Below are 18,072 nucleotides of genomic sequence, written 5' to 3'. Positions count from 1 at the left end.
TCTCGTCAGCCGCCCTGCAGATATTAGTAAGCATACTGACGAATGGTGCGCGGTGTGAACCTCGGGCTTCACGGGCGTTGGAGGCGGGCATGTGTTAGCGCTCCCCCGCAACCGGAACGGCCGGCCGGACGGCATCAGTGCAGCAGCCACGATCCGTCCTGCGGCGGTTCGGGCTTCCGGCGCAGTTTCCGGACCATCACAATGAAGGGCCAGGCCAGTAACTGCAGCAGCCCTGCGGCCAACAGCAGCCACACCACAAGAATCAGGACCGGCGAGTATAAAAGGAACACACCAAATGCGGCTGCTACGTATCCCGCGATCAGCGCCATTGCTGTTCCAGGATCCACTGAAACTCCTTTCAATTGTCAAGAGGGATATGCCGGCAGGGTTTGCCGGCAGGAAGATGATCGTGGCGGGTTTCGGCAGAGCATGTCTGCAGGAAGAAGCGCCTTCGACGGCGGCTGGAGAGCCAGGAGGAGTCCGGGCGGCCATAGGTTTTCTCCGGAATGCCGGGGAGTCAACACCCAGCTTGCGATGGTGGCCGCATACTTCTAAACGGTGGTTTAAGCGTACTCTCCTGACCGCATGCGAAGAAGAAGCAGCGGCACGCCGGCCATGGCCGTGACCTTTGGCCCTACAACAACCGCCGGCTCAGCGTCAGTCTTGAAGTGACCCTGCCGCACGAAACCAGGAAGTCCGGCCATGACAACGCGCAAACCTATTGCTGTTGGCACCGATGACTCGGCCCGGAGCCAGGCAGCGGTGCTTTGGGCGGCGGGCCGTGCCGAACGGGCAGGACTGCCGCTGGTGATCGTCCACGTGGTGGATGACCGCTGGGTGGCTGAGCCTTATCCCTTCATTGGTGTGCTGGAGGAGGCAGGCGGGAAGCTCCTGGACTCTGCGGCCCTCCGTGTTCAGGATGCCTTCTCCATACCTGTTTCCACCCAGCTGCTGACGGGAAGCGTTGGAGGTCAACTGGCGGAGTTCTCGGGCAAGGCATCGATGGTGGTGGTCGGGTCGGGCGGTTTCCATCTCGGCGGCACGCTTGCCGACCGGGCGCTTCAGGTGGCTGCCTCCTCCGAGGTGCCTGTTGCCGTAGTAGGTACCCAGAATCTTGAGGGTCGGTCCGGAGTGGTGGTCGGCGTCGACGGCTCCAGGGAATCAACGCAGGCGGTCGCCTTCGCGGCTGCGGAAGCCGACCGGGAAGGTGAGCAACTTACGGTGCTTTATGCCGTCAGGGCCCCGGACCCTGTTGTGGATGCCGGCCTCACTCCCGGCAGCCTGGCCGGGCACGTTGTGGAAGAGGAACGCCTGGTTCTCTCTGAAGTGGTGGCCGGCCTCAGGGAGGACTACCCCGATCTTCGGGTTGACCAGGTGCTGGACACCGGCAAGGGCCCGGTGGAATCGCTGGTGGATGCCGCGGCCCAGGCGCGGATGCTCGTGGTTGGAAGCCGGGGCAGGGGCGGCATCAAACGCCTGCTGCTCGGGTCCACCGCACACGGAGTCCTTAAGCATCTGCCCTGCCCCACCGTCATCACCCGCATCCAGCAGAGCAAGCTCAGAATCCAAGGTTGACCGCCACCTGTCACAGGTCCTGCACCTATCCCCATTCCTTCGTTCCAGGTTGGACATCATGAAAAAGACCGCTTCAGTAATAATGCTCATCCTTGGGATCCTCATCTCGCTCCTCGGTTTGGCGATCGTCGCGGGAGGCGCCGTGGCCGCAGCTGTGGGGACAGCCCAGGGCGACGGCTACCTGAACTCGGGCACGGCCCGCTTTTCGGTAGGTTCACATGCCCTGACCACGCCCCGCCTTGATGCGGTCGGCGAGGGCGTTCCGCCCCGTCTCCCCTTCGACGTCGGTACGCTCAGGCTGCGTGCCGCGTCGGCGGAGGCAGGCAAGGACATCTTCATCGGCATCGCCAACCAGGCCGACGTCGAACGGTACCTCTCAGGCGTGCATCACTCGGAACTGCTCGAGGTGGAGAGCCGGCCATTCCGGGCAGAATACCGGGACGTTCCCGGCACCACAGCCCCGGCACCACCGGCGGAGCAGCCCTTCTGGAGGGTGGCGGCAACTGGTCCCGGCGAGCAGGAAATTACCTGGGACCTGGCGGCCGGCAGTTGGGCGATCGTCGTGATGAACGCCGACGCCAGTCCTGGGGTCGACGCCCAGGTGCAGGCAGGGTTCCGGTCGGACCTGATTCGGCCCGCGGCCACAGGCCTGCTGGTGGGAGGGATCGCTGCGCTCGTGGTTGGAATTCCTTTGCTGATCCTGGGAGCCATAGGACTCGGACGCCACGCCGGGCCACCCTCCGGCGGACCCGCAACGCCACTGCCCAGGTACGCACCGGGACCCACTGCCCCGTCACCACCCGGGTACGCAGGAGTCCCCGGGGCGCCGGGAGTTACACCGCCGGCCCAGAACCTGCAGTCAGAACCGGCGGACCGGGCACCGTACCCGGCCCGCCTTTCCGGCGAGCTTGACCCGGGCCTGTCCAGGGCCATGTGGCTGGTGAAGTGGTTCCTGGCCATACCGCACTTCATCGTGTTGGTCTTCCTGTGGTTTGCGTTCCTTGCAACCACGATCGTTGCCTGGTTTGCCATCCTGTTTACTGCCCGTTATCCGCGGGCGCTGTTCGATTTTAACGTTGGCGTTTTGAGGTGGAGCTGGCGGGTGGCCTTCTACGCCTACGCCGCCGGCGGAACGGACCTTTATCCGCCCTTCACGCTGCGGCGCACCAACTATCCGGCCGATTTCGAGGTTGACTACCCGCAGCGGCTGTCCCGGGGACTGGTCCTCATCAAGGGATGGCTCCTGGCCATCCCGCACCTGCTCATCGTCGCGGTGCTGGCGGGAAGCACCTGGACGTCGCTGGAAGATGATGGTGACCTGGGGACCACCTACCAGCGCGGAACCGGAGTATCACTGCTCGGCCTGCTGGTCCTGATTGCACTGGTGGCCCTGCTCTTCACCGGCCGGTATTTGCGTCCGCTGTTCGATCTGATCCTCGGGGTGAACCGCTGGATATACCGGGTCATCGTGTACACGGCGCTGATGCGGGATGAATACCCGCCGTTCCGGCTGGATCAGGGAGGCAGCGAGATGGCCCGGCCGGAGGATGGCAACCCGGACGGGGGCGTACCGCTGTCCGGCGCGGCCATGGCGCCGAAATCAACTCCTGGGCCATGAGCCGGCTCGGCGTCGGTGGCGATCAATAGCCGGTTAACGTGCTGGTTTTCCCGCAGTGACTGGATCCGGTGACCACGAATTTTCCCCCTACCGGCTCCCCCGCCCGGAGGGAACAATGGAACCAGGCCTTCCCGGGGCTGCATCGCACGCGGCGGCGGGGTTGGTCCTGAAGAGGTTGGGAGCATCAGGGTGCAAAGGGACGAACCAGGATCGGACGGAGCTTCCGGGCCCCGGGAACCGCTCCGGGTGTATATCCTCGATGATCACGAACTTGTCCGGCAGGGACTGAGGGACCTGCTCGAGGGTGAGGGCTTCGTGGTGATCGGTGAAAGCGGGTCGGCTGCGGAAGCTACCCGGCGCATCCCCGCCCTGAAACCGGACATCGCCATTTTGGATGGCCGGCTCCCCGACGGCACGGGCATTGAAGTATGCCGGGATGTTCGATCGCTCGATCCACGCCTGCACTGCGTAATCCTGACGAGCTATGACGACGAGCAGGCCATCCGCGGCGCAGTCCTGGCCGGCGCATCCGGGTATGTCCTGAAACAGATCAGGAGCAACGACCTCCTTGCCGGCATCCGCAGGGCTGCCGCGGGTGAGTCGCTTTTTGAGCCGGGCGTTGAGCAGCGGATTGTTGCGGGCCTGTCCAAAACACCTAGCGACCCGCGGATGGAGGCGCTCAGCGCCCAGGAGAAGAAGGTCCTTGCGCTCATCGGACGAGGCCTGACTAACCGCCAGGTTGGTGAGGAACTGTTCCTCGCGGAAAAAACTGTCAAGAACTACGTCTCGTCGATCCTGGCGAAGTTGGGATTTGAGAGGCGCACGCAGGCCGCAGTGTTTGTGACCCGCAATGGCCAGGGTGCCACAACTGAGTCAGGGCGTGACCCCACATAGATTTGCCTGCTTTCAGTTCCGTTATTGGTAAGAAGCGGACCATTCCACGCGCGTGCCCTTCCCCGGCGCGCTCTGAATGCTGCAGGTGCCGCCAAGTACTTTTGCCCGGTGCCGCATGTTGGCAAGCCCGCTGACCAGGGGCGGCTCATCGAAACCCTGGCCGTTGTCGGTGATCAGGAGCTCAACCTGTTCCGCGCCGGCTGTTACCGTGACCCGAACGTCGTCGGCCTTTGAATGCCGCATCGCATTACTCAGTCCTTCCGAGAGGGCGGAGAGCAGATGGCCGGCAACATTTTCCGGGACCGCACCGTCCATTTGCCCGGCTATGTTTACTTTTGGCGCCACCGCGTAGCTTCGTGAAGTTTCCTGGACTACCCTCAGAAGGCGGCTTGTGAGCGGTTCCTGCTCATCCTCACCTGTCCTGAGGGAGTAGATCGTGTCCCGCAGCTTCCGGATGGTGTCGTCGAGTTCGGACGTCACGGCGGCGATGCGTTCGTGGGCCACCGGGTCCAGGGTAAACCGACGCAGGCTCTGGACGCCCAAGCCGGCTGCGAACAACCGCTGAATGACCAGATCGTGCAGATCACGTGCAATCCGCTCCCGGTCCGTGAACAGCAGATTCTGTTCATGCAGTTCGTGGACACGCGCAAGGTCAAGGGCCAATCCGATCCTGCTTCCAAAGAGCGAACTGGATTCCACCTCGGACTGACTGTAAACAGGCGATCCCTGCGGACGGGCGAGAAGCAGCACGCCGTTGTTGCTTCCGTGCCCCATAGCGCAGACGAGCACGGAACCCAGCTTTTCCGCCACCTCGTCGTCGAACACTTGCCTGGGGTCTTTGGCAACAAACGACTTCCCCGTTTCGAGGCCCGCGGAGACCGCTGCCGAAACCATGAGTTCCTGCCCGGACTGCAGGCCTTGTACCCCTAGGGAAGCCCGGCATCGAAGGAGACCGTTGCCGTTGGGGACGGCAACCACAGCCATCACTGAATCCGAAAGCTCCAACGCAGTTCCCGCAACAAGCCCAAGGTTGTCCAGGTCTCCCGGCTGGGGTGCGATGATCAGCCGGCTGCTGAGTTCCATGCCGGCCTCCAGCCATTTTTGGCGGCGCTTGCTGTCTTCAAAAAGGCGTGCGTTTTGGATCGCCACCCCCGCAGCGGCAGCAAGGGCTACTGCAAGGTCCTCATCCTCGGCAGTGAAATCGTGCCCGCCGTCCTTCTCCGTCAGATAGAGGTTCCCGAACACAACGTCCCGAACCCGGACGGGAACCCCGAGAAATGACTTCATCGGCGGATGATTCCGCGGAAAACCGGAGGCGATCGGATGCTGACCAAGGTCATGCAGCCGCAAGGGTTTCGGCTCACGGATGAGCAGGCCCAACACGCCATGCCCGGTGGGCAGGTCCCCAATGGACCTGGTGCCATCCTCGTCGATACCCACAGTGATGAAGTGGCTGAGGCTCCTGTCCTCACCGATGACTCCAAGCGCGCCGTACTTCGCACGCACAAGAGAACACGCTGACCGCACAAGACGATCGAGGACTGCCTCCAGGCTCAAATCCTCGGCCAGGGCAACCACAGCGCCCAGTAATCCATTGATCTGTTCCTGGGTATGCAGCAGTTCGTCGGCGCGGACAACGAAATCGCGCAGGAGGTCTTCGACTCTTTCATTCATGGGAGAGCGCCACGGCTCAGTGCTCATCGCCGACCTCCTGCGATAGCTGCCCGCCCCGTTGCGGGTCCCTGGCGCGCTTCATGCGTCCGGAGTGCTGGTCTCCACTGCCAACGTCACCTCCGCCGGTGGCACGGAGGGACGTCTTGGGACAAGTCTAAAGACCACGTCAAGGCAGTACTTGGCCGTTCGGCAGCCAGCGACTGCCGGCCTGCGGAAAGGATTCTGCCACACGGGACACGGGCCGTTTCGACGTCGGCAAGATTCAATTTGGAGACCTGCTTGTGGTGGGCAGCCCCATTAACGGATGGCGCCCTTCACCCAAAATCCTGGCGACCCTTGCCGAGCTGGCAGCCGGGGACTGACGGGGGTGAGGGCCGCAGCCTTCGCACGACGGGACCCGGGATTTGGCTGAAAGGGGTCTTAGGGCACTACTTTTCCGACCATGCCGGTAGGAAAGTTCAATCATGCCTACCTTTCGCTCCGCGACTCCTCTGCAGTCGCCCTACCTGCGTGGTCCTGGTTAATGGAAATCGCTCTTCCGGTGGGCAGGGGTGGCATCGGTCCTCTTCGTACTCCTGCTGATAGCGGCGTTGGTGCTCGATTTCCTGGCGCCGCCACCGGTGCACGGAGGCGCGGAAACCCTTGAATTCATTGCCTCCAACAAGGTGAACTATGTTGCAGAGCAGATTCTGTGGATCCTGCCCAACATCCTTCCAGTGCTTGTTTTCACCGCGCTTTTTGTGGCACTGGCGCCAACACACAGAAGCATTTCGCTGATTGCCCTCGTCTTTGGCGCCCTGCCGTGGGCCCTCTTCCTGGCCGTTCCGGTCAGCAGCCGCGGGTCGCTGAACCTTGTCTACCTCAGTGACCGCTACATGGCGGCAGCCACAGACGAGGGACGCCGGGTTTTTGCCACAGCAGCAGAGGCAATCATTGCCGAAAACAACACTCCGGCAAGAGTGGGAACACTTTCTGCCTTGGGAATTCTCCTGATGGGCATTGCAATGAGCCAAGGACCCACAGCGCTCTTTCCGCGTTTCCTGGCATGGCTGGGTGTTGTCACAGGCGCTGTGGGGGTAGTCAGTGAGGTACTCCACCATGCACTGCCCGAGTTTTACTGGGGTTACGGCATTCTGCTGTGGGTGTGGTTCATTGCCACCGGAGTTGCGCTGATCCGGCTGTCGTCGGAACGGGCACAGGGTAGGACCTGACGGCGAGCGCCGCCTTCCGAAAGCCGCGATATCCAGGAGTGCGAACGAGCCATGCAGGAGCCACAGGCCATAGTCGCCGGCTATGACGGTTCAACTGAGGCTGCAGAAGCTGTCAGCTGGGCTGCACGGCAGGCGCTCCTTCGCGGCCTGGTGCTGCATGTGGTGCACAGTTCCATGTGGCCGCTGCTGACCCGGCACCTTGGTCCCGTTCCCGGCGTCTCGGACAGCGGGCTGGAGCGGTCTGCCGAGTCCATCCTCGAGGAGGGGTTCAACCAGGCGAAGGCTGCCGTGCCCGGGCTGACAGTTGAGTGCACCTTGCTCCACGGCCTCCCGGCCCAGCAACTGGCCGGGATATCTGCCCGCCAGGAAATGGTAGTTGTGGGAAGCCGTGGCCTTGGCGGATTCCTGGGCCTGCTCGTGGGATCCGTCAGCCTGGAACTCGCGGCCACAGCGTCCTGCCCGGTTGCAGTCATCCGCTCTGATCTTTACCCGGGCGGGCCAGTGGTAGTGGCTGTCGACGAAGCAGGTTCATCTGCCGCCCTGAAGGATGCATGCTCACTGGCGTCGGCAACCGGGGCGGGCCTCGTCGTCGTCCATGTACGGCACGTTCCCGCCGGGTACCGGCGCTTCAGCGCCGATTCGGACGCGGAAGCCGCGGCCGAAGAAGTCCTGCGGACCGCCGTCCGGGCCGCACGCGCCCTTGCCCCCGCCGTCAACGTCGAGGAAGTGCTTGCCACGGACGCATCAGTCCCGCATGCCCTCCTCGAGGCCTCCCAGGGTGCCGCGATGCTGGTTGTTGGCACCCAGGGCCACGGACTCGTCAGGGAGACGATCGGTTCCATCGCCCACGCGGTTCTTCACCACTCCCATGGTCCGGTGCTTGTCTCCCGGCACACGCACACTGAACTCTAAGCTGAGTGCCGCGATCAGTTGAGCGTCGACCGCCCGCGTCGCAATCCGGGCGGTACGGGCAGGAGTCCCGCCCCAGCATATGCTGGCCGGGTGACTCCTCCCCCGTCCCCCACCCCGCTTGACGTCGTCGTCCACTCGGGGCCTGCCGACTGGTGGGTCATCCTCGCGGGCCTGGGCCCGTTGGCCGTTCTCGTCGCGGCCGTGCTGGCCTTCTACATCAACTGGCGCACGCTGAAACAGCGCACCGCGGCTGACAAGACGTCGCTGGACCAGAAGCGGGAAGCGGACGCCCAGGCGCTGCAGCAGAAGACTGACGCGGACAGCCGCGCGGAATGGTGGCGCCGGACCCAGTGGGCGCTGGACCGGGCCTTGGACGACGATGAAGGCACCAGGGCGTTGGGGCTGGCTACGTTGGAGGTCCTTGCACGCAGCGACCTGGCACGCACCGAGGAACTTGAACTGTTCGACATTGCCTGGAAAAACGTCTCAGGTGATGACAGCGGGGATGAAAACGGGCAGGAAGACCGCCTGGACCAGGAGTTTATGTTCGTGGACTCAGGTGGCAACATAGGCGAGAATGGAACGACTGATGAGGACAAGATCAAGGAGGTTGGACGATGAGCGCAGCGTCATCTGAACACCGCTTCGTCCATACTCCGCGGAGCGGCACGCCCTCCGCCCCTGCCCAACGCAAGACCACCGCGGCCGAGCACCGTGTCCAGGTGGCGGCCGCCAGGCTGCGCGTCACACTCGATGAGCGCCTCGGACGGGAAACGCCGGCCAAGACCAAGGCGCTCGCCAAGGAACCCATCTAGGTCCCGCTGGCAACCCTATCGGGCCGCGGGCCAGTGTGTGCTGGAGCAGGTGAGTGGTGGCGGCTGTAATCCTGGTGGGGAATCCAGACCGGTGGAACGGCTGGGACTACCGTGCCGCCGTCGAGCAGGTGGCCGATTCCGGCAGGTTCCTGGGCCGCTGGAACGTTGGCCACAACCGGAGCATCGGGACGGGAACTGAAGCCTGGCTCCTGCTGCAGGGCAGCAGCGACGCCGGCACCGGCCTGACTGGCCACGGGATAGTGATGTCCGAAGCCTTTGAGGCCGCGCACCCCGAAGACCCCGGCGCCACCAGCTGGTACATCAGCGTTGCTTTCGATGCACTCCTCCCCCTTGGTGAGCAGATACGTCCCGGCCTGCTCCGCGCCGCCGTCCCCGAAGTTATGTGGCGCGACGCCGTTACGCGCTCAACTTTGGCCGTTCCGCCGGCAGCGGACCCCGGCCTTCGCCAGGTGTGGCGGGAACACCGGCCGACGGCGGAGCCCTTTCGACTGGTGCCGGGCACCTGCCCGCCGGACGCCGTGCACACCATGGACGTGAACCGCTACGAGCACAACCCTGACGCCCGCCGGGTGTGCCTGGCGTTCCATGGCACTGCCTGCGCTGCCTGCGGTTTCTCCTTCGAAGCCTCGTATGGCGAGACCGGGATGGGTTTCATTGACGTGCACCACGTTGTGCCGCCGGCCATGCTTGGGGCCGGGTACCAACTGGACCCTGTTGCTGACCTCATACCGCTGTGTCCCAACTGCCATGCAATGGTCCATCGCGGCGTCGGCTCTGGCCCGCCGCGCACAGTCTCAGAACTTCGAAGCATTTTGTCCGCCGCCGGCCATCTGCGGGGCGAGGTGGTCAGCGAAATGACGCTCGAAGCCCAGGATAATGCGCGGCGGATCCTTGAAGAACACGCAGGCCTGAAGGACCTCAGCTAAGGAAAATGCGGTGACCGGAGGGACGAGGTACAGCGGACCGCACTGGCGGCGCGTGGTGGCTACCCTGGCCAACAGCGATGCCCGAAGCGCCTATGCACACATCGTGCTCGGCATAGAGCTTGCCGGCATGCAGAATCAGCATCGAAGCAGGGCGCTCGCAGCCCTCCTGGAGTCCGGGCTCGTCGAGCGGAATGCCGACGGCGGACTGGTTGCGCCTGAGTCGATCTTCCGGGATCTCCTGGCCCAGCAGCCCCGGCGGCAGGCGCAAACCGGGGTGGCCCGCTTCATGCGGCTGGGCAGGATCGAGAGGTATCCAGCCAACATGGCCGAGCGCCGGGAGCTCCTGGCCTGGATCATCAGCGAAGCCATCCGTCCCGGCGAGGTCCTGACGGAAAAGCAAGTGAATGAACGGCTCCTCAGCTACACGGACGACGTCGTGCTGCTGCGCCGCTACCTGGTGGATTTCGGCTTGCTGGAACGGACCGCTTCGGGGTCCTCCTACAGCCGGCGGCAGAAGCTGTAGCGTGGGGCACACCACCAACAGGAAATGCCGCCGGATAACTGCGGCGCCGTCTGAGAGGAAGTCGACATGGCACAGTTCACCGGCAAAGTTGCACTGATCACCGGAGGCGGCTCCGGCATCGGCGAAGCAATCAGCAAGGAGTTGGCTGCCAAAGGCGCAAACGTCGTCGTGAGTGACATCAACCTTGACGCGGCGCAGCGCGTCGTGCGGGAAATTACCGACGACGGCGGGACCGCCTCTGCGGTACGGCAGGACACCGCCAGGAAAGAGGACGCCGAGGCAGTTGTCCGCCACGCCGTCGACACTTATGGGGCGCTGCATCTGGCGGTGAACAATGCGGGCATCGGCGGCAAGCAGGCGCCAGCCGGGGAAACGGACCTCGACGAGTGGGACAAGGTCATCGGCATCAACCTCAACGGCGTGCTTTACGGCATGCGCTACCAGATCCCGCAGATGCTTGAAGCCGGCGCAGCGAAGTGTGCGATTGTGAACATGGCCTCCATCCACGGCACGGTCGCCGCCCTGGGCAACGGCGCCTACACGGCCGCCAAGCACGGCGTCGTGGGGATCACCAAGAACGCCGCGGCCGAATACGGGCCGCAGGGGCTGCGCATCAACTCCGTTGGCCCCGGGTACATCCGGACGCCGCTCGTCGAGAGCAGCCTCAGCCCGGAGGTGCTTCAGCTTTTGGAGGGCAAGCACGCTCTCAACCGCCTGGGTACTTCCGAGGAGGTTTCCCACCTCGTCTGCTTCCTTCTGTCGGAGGAAGCGTCCTTCATGACTGGGGGCTACTACCTGGTGGACGGCGGGTACACCGCTGTCTGACCTCAAGTGCGGACTCCCGCTGCCGGGCCGGGCGGTACCCGTCCTGTGCAGTGGGACGGCAGGCATGCGGCGCATTCACCGCTTCTTCCTTTTGGGCCTACGGTTGGGCGCCCGGCGGATGTTTCGGCGGCAGTACTCGACACTCTTCCCCGGGCGTCCGATTCCGGTAACGCTTTAGCCGGCGCGGCTGCTGGTGGGGAGCAGGTGGGGAGCAGGTGGGGTTACTTGCGATAACCCTCAGCTGCCTGGCGCGCGCGTACGGAATCCGGCATCGTGGAACATGCATCTTTGCTGTCACGTTCTGCCTCATGGTCTGCCGCCGTGTCGGTGATGCCAATAGTTTCCACCGCGGCCTTCCATCCCCCCATGCCATCCAACTGACGGGGCACCCACACGTTCGCCGCCCCGTTCAGGTTGTCCCAGGTCTTTGGGTTCTTTTCCTTGTCCACAAAGGCGCCGCCTTCCGGCGCACGCTGAATGAGATCCGGGAACGGCACCACGCCCATGAGCCGGGCTGCGTGTTCCGGCGTCATAGACCAGGGCGGCGTATTGAATTAGTACCAGGTGGCGGCACATATGCCGAACAGTTTCGGTCCGAACTGTGCATAGTTCAGATACAGCTCAAGCACCCGCTGATCTGAAAGCGTGTAGGCAAACTGCATGGCGAGGCCAGCTTCAATGCCTTTTCGCACAATGTTTTCGTCAGGGGTGAGGTAGATGTTCTTCACAAGCTGCTGCGGGATGGTCGAACCGCTCGGATCCTCCTCGTTGGCCAGGTACGCCTCGGCTCTTGCCTTGAAATCCTCTATGTCGAATCCGCCGGCGCGGCTGCCCAGTTGCTGGTCTTCATGCGCAATAGTGGCAGCCACCATGTAGCGGCTGATGTGGTCCAGCGAGACGAACTGGTAGACCACGGGTTCGCCTTCCTGGAGCATATAGCTCGTCCTGGACGGAGTGATCCAGATGAAGGCAACGGCGACAAGCTGCAAGAGGCCAAGGAACAGCGCCCCGGTGACCGCGAACCATTTGAGAATACGGCGGACGCGACGCTTGCGCCGCCTGGGTGATGGTGGAGTTTCGCCCGGGGGTGCCTCGACCGGTCTGATCGCGGCCGGCTCAGGCTCGGCGATGGGCTGGGTTTCGGCAATGGTTGCAGTTGAGTTCTCCATGATGGTTCCCGGTTATACGCCGCGCAGGAAGGCAAGGCCCCTGGCGGCCAACTCGTCCTGGTTCGGGGCCAGCGGCCGCCAGATGGAGGCCGCAACGGCTATCGCGGCGTTTTCCGCCGTGAAACTCTCAATGTTCAAGGGTCCGCTGTAGCCCACCTCATCGAGGGCCGCCAGGAAGCCTGCCCAGTCGGTCTGGTCCCCGCCCGGGGCGCCGCGGTCGTTCCCGGAAACCTGCACATGGACCAGGTGTCTTCCGGCCGCCCGGACCGCAGCGGCCAGCGAACGCTCCTCGATGTGCAGGTGGTAGGTGTCCAGGACAAGCCCGACGCCGTTGCCCAACAACGGCTCCAGCGCCTCGAGCGCCTGGTCCACCGTGTTGATCAGGGACGTCTCATACCGGTTCAGTGGTTCGATGCCCAGGACTACGCCCGCTTCCTGTGCACGTACCGCCACCGGCTGCAGATTTTGGCGGAGCTCGGCGTAGGCCTCCCGCCGCTGCCCGGGCGACATCCGCCAGACCCGGCCGGTCTGTGCGTAAAAAGGACCACAAACAGTGGGCGAACCGATACTGCCGGCCATGCTGATGCAGGCGGTGAGGTAGGCCTGGGTCCTTTCCACAGAGGCGGGGGCCGCGGCCACGAGGTCCCGGCCCGGCGCCATGGCACCGACAAGAAACGGTGTGAGTCCAGTGGACTCGAGGGACCCGCGCACCGCTGCGGGTGTGAAGTCGCCGTCGTTTTCCAGCGGCAGTTCGACGGCGTCAAACCCCAGTGCGGCGATCCTCGCCAGATGACCGCCCAGGTTGGTGTCGGTCAACGGAGACTCCCAGACCCACGTGCTGATCCCAATGGGACGCTTCACGCTGCTTCCTCCCAGGTAGATTCCTTCCACGCTGCGCGAGGAGCAGTGTCAGGGCATTTGCCGCTGCTGCCAGACTTCCGGGTAGCCGGGGAGGTCTTCTCCGCCGAACTTGGCGTAGTGCCCGCCGGGCATCCCCTGGTTGCGCTGCAGCCAGTCATCCAGTTCGTCTGCGAGGATGGGCTTTTGCGGGAGAACCCATTCGGCCGGGATCTGCTCACCCTTGAAGATTTTTTCCAGGGCCAGCAGCGGGGTCCGCCACTGGAAGTTGGAGTAGACGGGGGCCATGGCGTCGATGCCGGTTTCCTTCCACTTGGTCAGGAAGCTCATCTCATCCTCACCGGTCATCACCGGGAGATCCTTGCCGGCGTCCTCGAAAGCTTCGAGGGCCGCCACCGCACCGTCTCCGGCGTCCATCCACACACCCTTCACGTCGCCGGTGGCCAGTTCGTCGGAGATGATCTTCTTGATCTCGGTGGGGTCCGCGCCGGTGAAGTAGTCCTTGGCCTGGATTCCCTTCTCCTCAAAGATCTTCTTGGCCGCCGCCCAGCGGTGTTCCAGCACGTCCACGCCGGGAAGGATGCGGAGGGCCACCACCTTGTCACCGGACTGCAGCCTGTCCGTCAGGAACGTGGCGGTGTCGATGCCCCAGGCAAACCCGCCGATCGGGTGGATGAACGTGGTGGCGCAGTCCGTTTCCACCCCGCGGTCAAACACCACCACAGGCTTGCCGGTCTGGCAGGCGCGTTCCACGGCCTGGGTCAGGGCCGCTGTGGAGTTCGGCGATATGACGAACGCATCGCAGTTTCCCTCGTCAATGAAGTAGTCAATGTCTGCGATCTGCGTATTGTCGTTGTCCTTGGCATCGCGGGTTTCCATCTCGGATATGACTCCCGAGCCCTGCAGGACCTTCAGTTGCTGGTTCATGGTGATCCAGCCCGTTTGGCGCCAGGGGTTCGAGATTGAGGCATTGGCGAAGCAGACCTTGTGCGCCCCGGATGAGGCGAACTTGGCGGTGTCCGTCATGGTTCCGGCAATGTACTGCAGATAGGGCTGCTCCGCGTTCCCCTCAAAGGCCGCCGAGCGTTGCTGAAACTGCCCGTCATATAGCGTCTGGTCAAACCATTCCTGGCTCGCCGGACTGGTTTGTGCCGGTGAGCCAGTCCCCGGTGCCGCCGTCGTTTCGGTAACCGACGGGTCCGTGGTGGTACAGGCGGTCAGCACCACCAGCGGCAGTGCGGCCCCAAGTGCGATCGCGCGGATAGAGTGTTTGCGCATCAGGCTGGATCTCCTCCTTGTTTGGTGCCCTCGTGGGGCATGGGTGCTGCGCTTAGCCGGTGCCGTTCGTCATGGGCAGCGGAAGTGGCTCCCTTGCGCTTGCGCTGCCATGACTTGGACGCTGCTGCCACAGCGATGATGATGATTGCCCCCTGGACCGTGTCCCGCCAGGTGGCCTGGACGCCCATAAAGTTAAGGAGGGTGAACAGCGCCTCGAGGGCGAACGCGCCGGCCGCCGCGGACAGCACCCAGCCGCGACCGCCTCCCAGCACCACACCCCCGAGCACGACGGCGGTGATCGCCGTGAACTCGTAACCGCGCCCCACCGATGGGTGTACTCCCGCGTAGCCCACCAGCAGGATGCCGGCCACGGTGGCCGACAGCGACGAGATGATGAACGCCCGCGTCCGCACCCACCACACACGGGAGCCGGCCAGCTCAGCCGCCAGTGGATTGTCACCGACGGCGATGAGCATGCGGCCGAAGGGGCGGCGCATCAGGACGAACGCCAGGATGGCCACCGCCGTCAGGATGATGACGGGGTAGGGAATGATGTCCAGGACCGGGACATCCTGGATCCCGCCGCGGCCTATCTGGCGGAAACTGTCCGCCGGGTTCCCTTGGGCCGCGCCGCCGGTCCAGTAGAGGACCAGTCCGAGCAGGGCCAGCATCATGCCCAGCGTGACAATGAAACTGGGCACCTTCAGCAGCGTGGTGATCAGTCCGTTCACGAGCCCGATGAAGGCACCCAGCACAAACATCAAAATCAGAACGGGAATCACCCTGGAATCGTCCTGCCGGATGAGGTTGCCGGCCACGATGACCTGCATGGTCACCACCGACCCCATGGACAAGTCGAATTCGCCGCTGACAATAACGAAGTACTGGCCCACGGCGGCGATGGCGATCGGGGCCGTCCTGCCGATGAACCGGATGAAGGAGCCCGGCTCCCCGAAGGAGGGGTTCAGCACGATGATGGCTGCCAGGAGGCTGATCAACAGGATAAAGACGGCGCCGCCGGGGGTGCGCACAGCCCGGAGGAGCCGCTGGGAACGGCTGGCGCGGTTTTGCCGGAGGACTTCGCTGCGCCCGGAGGGCAGAGCCGTGCTCATGGCAACTCCGCGGGTGCAGCCTGTGAGGCAGGCGCTTCCGCGGACCCTTTCGAGCTGAACCGCTCCGGTCTGCTGACGATCCTGCGGCGGGCATACACGGCAACGGCGACAACAATCACCACACCCCTGACCACGTCCTTCAGGAATGGGTTGATCTGCATAACGGACATGATGTTGTCCAGCATGGCGAAGATGAGGACGCCGCCGAGGGTGCCGGTGATGGTCCCTTTGCCGCCGGCCAGCAGAGTCCCGCCGAGGACCACTGCGGCGATGGAGAGCAGATCGTAGCCGCCCTGCGAACCCACGGTTGGGCTGCCCACACCGAGCCGGCTGGCGAGGAGCAGCCCTGCCATTCCTGCCAGCAGCGAACAGATCACATGAGCGGTGATGACCGGCAGATCGATGCGGATTCCAGAGGTCCGGGCTACGGAAATGTCACCGCCGACGGCGTAGAGGTGGTGGCCCATTCGGGTGCGGTGGAGCAGCAGCATGGCCAGGCCCGCGCAGGCCAGCATGATGATGGTCGAGATGGGGACGGGTCCCAGGCCGGTCGCCCCGATCATCCGGAACGAGAGCGGGGTCTGGCCGAAGCTGCCCTTGAAGTTGGTGGCGAGGTAGCCGCTGATGATCAAGCCCATGCCCAGCGTGGCGATGAACCCGTGCACATTGAGGCGGGCAACGATCAGGCCGTTCGCCAGGCCGATGACTGCCGCGGCACCCAGCGTGAGCAGGACGCCGGGCAGGACGTTGCCCGGGTTGTTGGCCATCACACCGGCGGCAATAAGGCTGGCCAGGCTGGCGACGTAGGGAACCGAGAGATCCAGGCTGCCGGCCAAAATGACCAGCGTCTGTCCGATTGCGATGAACCCCAGGACGCTGGTCCCGGTCAGGATGCTGGAGATGTTGCCCTGGCTGAAGAAGTTCCGCCCGATGGTGCTGACAAGCACGGCGCCAACGATCAGCGTCAGCAGCGCCACCAGAAAGACGATCTGTGTGGAGGAAAGACGATCGATAAAGCTGCCGCGCTGTTTCATGTCCCTCCTCCAGGAGCGGTCCTGGCTCCCGTTCCCAGCTGCAGGACGGCTTCCTCGGACGTTCCGGCCGGAAGCTCGCCGGCGAGGCGCCCGTCCCGCATAACCAGGATCCGGTCGGACATGCCGATGACCTCGGGCAATTCGCTGGAGACCATCAGGATGGCTTTGCCTTCGGCTGCGAGCTTGCGCATCAACCGGTACACCGCCACTTTGGCTCCCACATCGATGCCGCGGGTGGGTTCATCCAGCAGGACCAGGCGGGGGCGGATGGCCAGCCACTTGGCAAGGACCACTTTCTGCTGGTTCCCGCCGGAGAGGTACTGCACCTCCTGGTCCAGGTCCCGGGCCACGACCTCCAGAGACGAGAACACTCCGGGGACCTCGGCCGTGACTTCTCTGGTGCGGCGCGGAAAAACCGATCTGATGACGGTCAGGGCGTTATCGAAGATGGACTGGTTCAAACTCAGGCCCTCAGCCTTGCGGTCTTCGGTAATGAGCGCCATGTGCGCCACGACCCCCTCCCGCGGCGACTTGGGCATAAGCGTCCGGCCCTCCACTGACATGGTGCCGCGATTAAAGGGGACGGCTCCGAAGATGGCGTGAAGCAGTTCCGTCCGGCCCGAGCCCTGGAGGCCAGAAAGTCCGACAATCTCACCGGGCCGAACGCTGAAACTGATCCCGTCCAACTGCCCGTTTCCGGCATCCTGCAGTTCGAGGATCGGCTGTGCGGCAGTGCCGGTACCTTCACCGCGATCGGCTTCAGCGCTGCTGCCTCCGGCGCCGCTGTCAGTCCGGGGCAGTTTGTCCGGGAAGAAAGCTGAAATAGGCCGGCCCACCATCAGCCGGACCAGCCGTTCATCGTCGAGTTCTGAGGCGGGCCCGGTGCTGACCACCCGGCCGTCCTTCAGGACTGTGATGACATCGCACAGATCGAAGAGCTCCCGAAGCCGGTGGGAGACATAGAGGATGGCCGTGCCGCGTTCCCGGAGCCGGGACACGATCTGGTAGAGGAGATTAACCTCGGCGCCGGCCAGCGCGGCGGTGGGCTCGTCCATGGAGACGATCCGGGCGTCATAGCTGACCGCCTTCGCAATCTCCACCACCTGCTGCTCAGCTACGGTCAGGCTCCGCACCTGCGCGGTGGGCCGGATGGCGGTGATCCCGAGCGATTCCAGCAACTCCGCCGTCTTCACGTTCATCAGCGCCTTGTTCACCAGGACTCCGCGGCGGGGCTCCCGGCCCAGGTAGATGTTTTCGGCCACCGTCCGGTCCGGAAGGAGATTGAACTCCTGGAATACCGACGACAGTCCCGCCTCGTGGGCCTTCGTAGGGTGGCTGAATCTGACCTCCTGACCGTCCAGGAGCACCGTTCCAGCGTCCGGCTGGTAGACCCCTGCAAGCACCTTCATCAGGGTGGATTTCCCGGCGCCGTTTTCGCCCACAAGCCCGTGAACCTGGCTCCGGTGAAGGGTAAGGTGGGCGTCTTCCAGGACGGGGATGCCAAAGAAACTTTTGGTCAGTCCACGGACTTCCAAAAGCGGCGGCTGGGATGCGGATGCATGAGGGAGCCCGCCGGGGATTGACGCTGCGCCAGTCCGTTCGTGGTTCTCCATCGATCCGCCCACGC

General features: G+C 64.1%; 19 protein-coding genes. 10 read left to right on the top strand and 9 right to left on the bottom strand.

The features are described from left to right. Nucleotides 1-134 precede the first annotated feature (134 nt). Nucleotides 135-347 (bottom strand): hypothetical protein, encoded by a 213-nt coding sequence (locus tag ACFVYC_RS03720; RefSeq protein ID WP_387546694.1) that lies wholly within the window; start codon nt 345-347, stop codon nt 135-137. Between the two features lie 355 nt (nt 348-702). Here ACFVYC_RS03720 and ACFVYC_RS03715 point away from each other — a divergent pair, with 355 nt between their 5' ends. From ACFVYC_RS03715 to ACFVYC_RS03705, 3 genes are all read left to right on the top strand, one after another. Further along, a complete protein-coding gene (locus ACFVYC_RS03715) occupies nt 703-1,575 on the top strand; it encodes a universal stress protein (protein WP_387546693.1) in 873 nt (290 codons plus the stop codon). Between the two features lie 58 nt (nt 1,576-1,633). Beyond that, a complete protein-coding gene (locus ACFVYC_RS03710) occupies nt 1,634-3,193 on the top strand; it encodes a DUF4389 domain-containing protein (protein ID WP_387546690.1) in 1,560 nt (519 codons plus the stop codon). Between the two features lie 246 nt (nt 3,194-3,439). Beyond that, nucleotides 3,440-4,087, top strand: a complete 648-nt coding sequence (locus tag ACFVYC_RS03705; protein WP_387546687.1) for a response regulator — start codon at nt 3,440-3,442, stop codon at nt 4,085-4,087. Between the two features lie 21 nt (nt 4,088-4,108). Here the strand turns inward: ACFVYC_RS03705 and ACFVYC_RS03700 are convergent, their stop codons facing one another. Next, nucleotides 4,109-5,788 (bottom strand): GAF domain-containing protein, encoded by a 1,680-nt coding sequence (locus ACFVYC_RS03700; protein WP_387546684.1) that lies wholly within the window; start codon nt 5,786-5,788, stop codon nt 4,109-4,111. 524 nt (nt 5,789-6,312) lie between these two features. Here ACFVYC_RS03700 and ACFVYC_RS03695 point away from each other — a divergent pair. The 7 genes from ACFVYC_RS03695 (at nt 6,313) to ACFVYC_RS03665 (ending at nt 10,994) form a co-directional block, all read left to right on the top strand. Further along, nucleotides 6,313-6,972 carry a DUF4386 family protein gene (locus ACFVYC_RS03695; protein WP_387546682.1) on the top strand — a complete coding sequence of 220 codons (660 nt, stop codon included), beginning with the start codon at nt 6,313-6,315 and terminating at the stop codon, nt 6,970-6,972. A gap of 51 nt (nt 6,973-7,023) precedes the next feature. Beyond that, nucleotides 7,024-7,884 (top strand): universal stress protein, encoded by an 861-nt coding sequence (locus ACFVYC_RS03690; protein WP_387546680.1) that lies wholly within the window; start codon nt 7,024-7,026, stop codon nt 7,882-7,884. A 90-nt stretch (nt 7,885-7,974) separates the two neighbouring features. Continuing rightward, a complete protein-coding gene (locus ACFVYC_RS03685; RefSeq protein ID WP_387546677.1) occupies nt 7,975-8,505 on the top strand; it encodes a hypothetical protein in 531 nt (176 codons plus the stop codon). Continuing rightward, entirely contained in the window at nt 8,502-8,699 is a 198-nt protein-coding gene (locus ACFVYC_RS03680) for a hypothetical protein (protein ID WP_387546673.1), read from the top strand. The genes ACFVYC_RS03685 and ACFVYC_RS03680 overlap by 4 nt, the downstream gene beginning before the upstream one ends. 53 nt (nt 8,700-8,752) lie before the next feature. Continuing rightward, a complete protein-coding gene (locus ACFVYC_RS03675; RefSeq protein WP_387546670.1) occupies nt 8,753-9,646 on the top strand; it encodes an HNH endonuclease in 894 nt (297 codons plus the stop codon). A gap of 10 nt (nt 9,647-9,656) precedes the next feature. Further along, entirely contained in the window at nt 9,657-10,169 is a 513-nt protein-coding gene (locus ACFVYC_RS03670; RefSeq protein WP_387546667.1) for a DUF2087 domain-containing protein, read from the top strand. Between the two features lie 66 nt (nt 10,170-10,235). Further along, a complete protein-coding gene (locus ACFVYC_RS03665; protein WP_387546664.1) occupies nt 10,236-10,994 on the top strand; it encodes an SDR family NAD(P)-dependent oxidoreductase in 759 nt (252 codons plus the stop codon). A 221-nt stretch (nt 10,995-11,215) separates the two neighbouring features. Here ACFVYC_RS03665 and ACFVYC_RS03660 read toward each other — a convergent pair whose 3' ends face one another. The 7 genes from ACFVYC_RS03660 to ACFVYC_RS03630 are packed head-to-tail and all read right to left on the bottom strand — an operon-like array spanning nt 11,216 to nt 18,058. Further along, nucleotides 11,216-11,527: a hypothetical protein gene (locus ACFVYC_RS03660; RefSeq protein WP_387546661.1), complete on the bottom strand. Its 312-nt coding sequence runs from the start codon at nt 11,525-11,527 to the stop codon at nt 11,216-11,218. Between the two features lie 21 nt (nt 11,528-11,548). Next, complete coding sequence (locus ACFVYC_RS03655; protein ID WP_387546658.1) at nt 11,549-12,163, bottom strand: transglycosylase domain-containing protein; 615 nt, start codon at nt 12,161-12,163, stop codon at nt 11,549-11,551. A gap of 12 nt (nt 12,164-12,175) precedes the next feature. Further along, nucleotides 12,176-13,024, bottom strand: a complete 849-nt coding sequence (locus ACFVYC_RS03650; protein WP_387546655.1) for a sugar phosphate isomerase/epimerase family protein — start codon at nt 13,022-13,024, stop codon at nt 12,176-12,178. Nucleotides 13,025-13,072: 48 nt separating this feature from the next. Beyond that, nucleotides 13,073-14,299: a substrate-binding domain-containing protein gene (locus ACFVYC_RS03645; protein ID WP_387546652.1), complete on the bottom strand. Its 1,227-nt coding sequence runs from the start codon at nt 14,297-14,299 to the stop codon at nt 13,073-13,075. Continuing rightward, nucleotides 14,299-15,411: an ABC transporter permease gene (locus tag ACFVYC_RS03640; protein WP_387546650.1), complete on the bottom strand. Its 1,113-nt coding sequence runs from the start codon at nt 15,409-15,411 to the stop codon at nt 14,299-14,301. The genes ACFVYC_RS03645 and ACFVYC_RS03640 overlap by 1 nt, the downstream gene beginning before the upstream one ends. Continuing rightward, entirely contained in the window at nt 15,408-16,445 is a 1,038-nt protein-coding gene (locus tag ACFVYC_RS03635) for an ABC transporter permease (RefSeq protein WP_387546647.1), read from the bottom strand. Before ACFVYC_RS03635 ends, ACFVYC_RS03640 begins: the two co-directional genes overlap by 4 nt. Continuing rightward, nucleotides 16,442-18,058, bottom strand: a complete 1,617-nt coding sequence (locus ACFVYC_RS03630) for a sugar ABC transporter ATP-binding protein (RefSeq protein ID WP_387546644.1) — start codon at nt 18,056-18,058, stop codon at nt 16,442-16,444. Before ACFVYC_RS03630 ends, ACFVYC_RS03635 begins: the two co-directional genes overlap by 4 nt. Between the last annotated feature and the right edge of the window lie 14 nt (nt 18,059-18,072).

The sequence above is a fragment of the Pseudarthrobacter sp. NPDC058329 genome (genome assembly GCF_042879835.1).
GTDB lineage: Bacteria > Actinomycetota > Actinomycetes > Actinomycetales > Micrococcaceae > Arthrobacter.
This window is presented reverse-complemented; position numbering and strand designations above follow the sequence as displayed.